Source organism: Dethiosulfatibacter sp. (assembly GCF_983023055.1).
Window position 1 is genome coordinate 1 of sequence record NZ_CEZJXU010000429.1, and the last position, 2220, is coordinate 2220.

Annotated in this window: 2 protein-coding genes; both read left to right on the forward strand. The window is 34.9% G+C overall.

Features of this window, described 5'->3' with window-relative positions; genetic code table 11:
• The first annotated feature begins 231 nt into the window (after window positions 1-231).
• Entirely contained in the window at window positions 232-1383 is a 1152-nt protein-coding gene (locus tag AC3AX0_RS12000; RefSeq protein WP_487550517.1) for an iron-containing alcohol dehydrogenase, read from the forward strand.
• Window positions 1384-1948: 565 nt separating this feature from the next.
• The coding region (locus AC3AX0_RS12005; protein ID WP_487550518.1) for a 4Fe-4S binding protein at window positions 1949-2220 on the forward strand (272 nt) is incomplete at its 3' end.

The following is a 2220-nucleotide window of genomic DNA, read 5'->3' on the forward strand; positions in this document are numbered from 1 at the left end:
ATATACATATGTGTTTATAATATTCGTTAAAAAATAAACGAAATAAAATGTAATTGTGAGAAGTTATATTGTTAAAACTTTTGCAATAAGAAGTGTGCATGAGTTATAAGCGAAACGTAGCAGCATGATTGCAGAATTTGATTATTTATATTTATACATTATATCGGTTGACTTCTCTTTATGAAAGCAATATACTATTTATATTAAATATATAAATATAGGAGGAATCATATGTCAGTAAACGGATATTTCATACCAACGGTAAATCTAATAGGTGCAGGAAGTGTAAATGAACTGGGTAGTAAGGTAGCAGGGCTTGGAGGAAAAAGGGTTTTGCTTGTTACGGATGCAATGCTGGTTAAACTTGGTATGGCAAGTCAAGTTGAGGTAATTCTTAAGGAAGCAGGACTTGAAGTAGTTTTATTTGGAGGAGCTGAACCAAATCCTACAGATAAAAATGTATTGGCGGGTATGAAAGTATGGAAAAAGGAAAAATGTGATTCTATTGTATCTTTAGGGGGAGGTTCATCACATGATTGTGCAAAGGGAATTGGATTGGTTGCCTCAAATGGAGGTAAAATCCAGGACTTTGAAGGTGTTGACAAGTCAGAGAACGAAATGGTTCCACTTGTTTCTGTAAATACCACTGCTGGTACAGCATCTGAAATGACAAGATTCTGTATAATAACTGATTCAAAAAGAAAGGTCAAAATGGCAATAGTTGACTGGAGAGTAACTCCTTCGGTTTCAATAAATGACCCTGAGTTAATGGTTGGAATGCCTTCTAGTTTGACAGCAGCGACTGGAATGGATGCGCTTACACATTCTATTGAGGCATATGTGTCTACAGCTGCAAATCCATTGACTGATTCAGCAGCCTTGATGTCAATCAAACTCATTGTAGAATACTTGCCTATGGCAGTTGCCAATGGAACGAACATGGTGGCCAGGGATAAAATGGCTTATGCGCAGTTTTTAGGGGGAATGGCATTTAATAATGCATCTTTGGGTTATGTACATGCTATGGCACATCAGCTTGGAGGATTTTATAATCTTCCGCACGGTGTTTGCAACGCTATATTGCTGCCTGTAGTATCTGAGTTTAATATTATAGGAAATACGGAAAGATTTAAGGATATTGCTGTTGCAATGGGTGTGAACATTGATGGCTTGTCTATAGTTGAAGCTGCAAAAGAAGCTATCAACGCAATAAAGGTGCTATCGGTTTCAATTGGAATACCTACCGGACTTGCTGAACTTGGAGTCAAGGAAGAAGATTTTGAAGTTATGGCTACCAATGCAAAGCTAGATGCATGTCAGTTGACAAATCCAAGACTTGCAACTTTGGAACAGGTAATTGAAATGTTTGGTAAAGCTTTATAAATTTTATAATAGAATATGATATTAATATGACTGCAAAGTGTGAAAACTTTGCAGTTTTTCATTTCTTGAAGGGCTATACTACAAATTGTAGCAAATTTTGGGAAATGTCCTATGCCTTGTGTTTGTTGTTTGGGATTATTGCTGATTGAAGAGCTTGTAAAAAACAAAACTTTAAAATCTATGTATATGGAGGAAACACATGAAAAAAGGCATGCAACTCAAACGGAGCTCCTGAGGAACCTGCTGAATCATCAGCTACAGAAACACCAGCTAGCTTGGTTATGAAAAGTAACTAGTTTAACTATTGAACTGGTTACTTTTTAATTTATCCCTGAAAATATAATAGAATAGGTAAGTGCCAAGAAGATAAAATCTACTGGAATTGTTTTGAAAAGTGTATAATCAGTTAATTGAGATAAAAAACCAATCATAAAATTTCCTTATATGTAACCTCGGTAACGCCTTTGTTTTTGGTATTATTATATAATTGTTTTAACAAACATAAAAGGAAAATATAAGTACCATTTTTAGAGGTGGGATTTTTCTTGAAGAGAGGAGATTGGAAATGAGTAAAGTACGAAAACTTGTTCAAATATTATTTTTAATTTTGTTTTTTGCAGTTGTTTTAAAGGGTAATATGATGCTTTGGTTTGGATTATTTGCAGTTAGTTTAGTTACTGCACTTTTCTTTGGCAGGTTTTATTGCGGTTATATATGTCCAATGAATACTGTAATGGGTGCAACTGAAAGTATTGCTCAAAAATCAGGATGGCAGACTAAGAATGTGCCTAAGTTTCTGCAGAGCAAGGCATTGTCTTGGGTAATTCTAGTTATCTT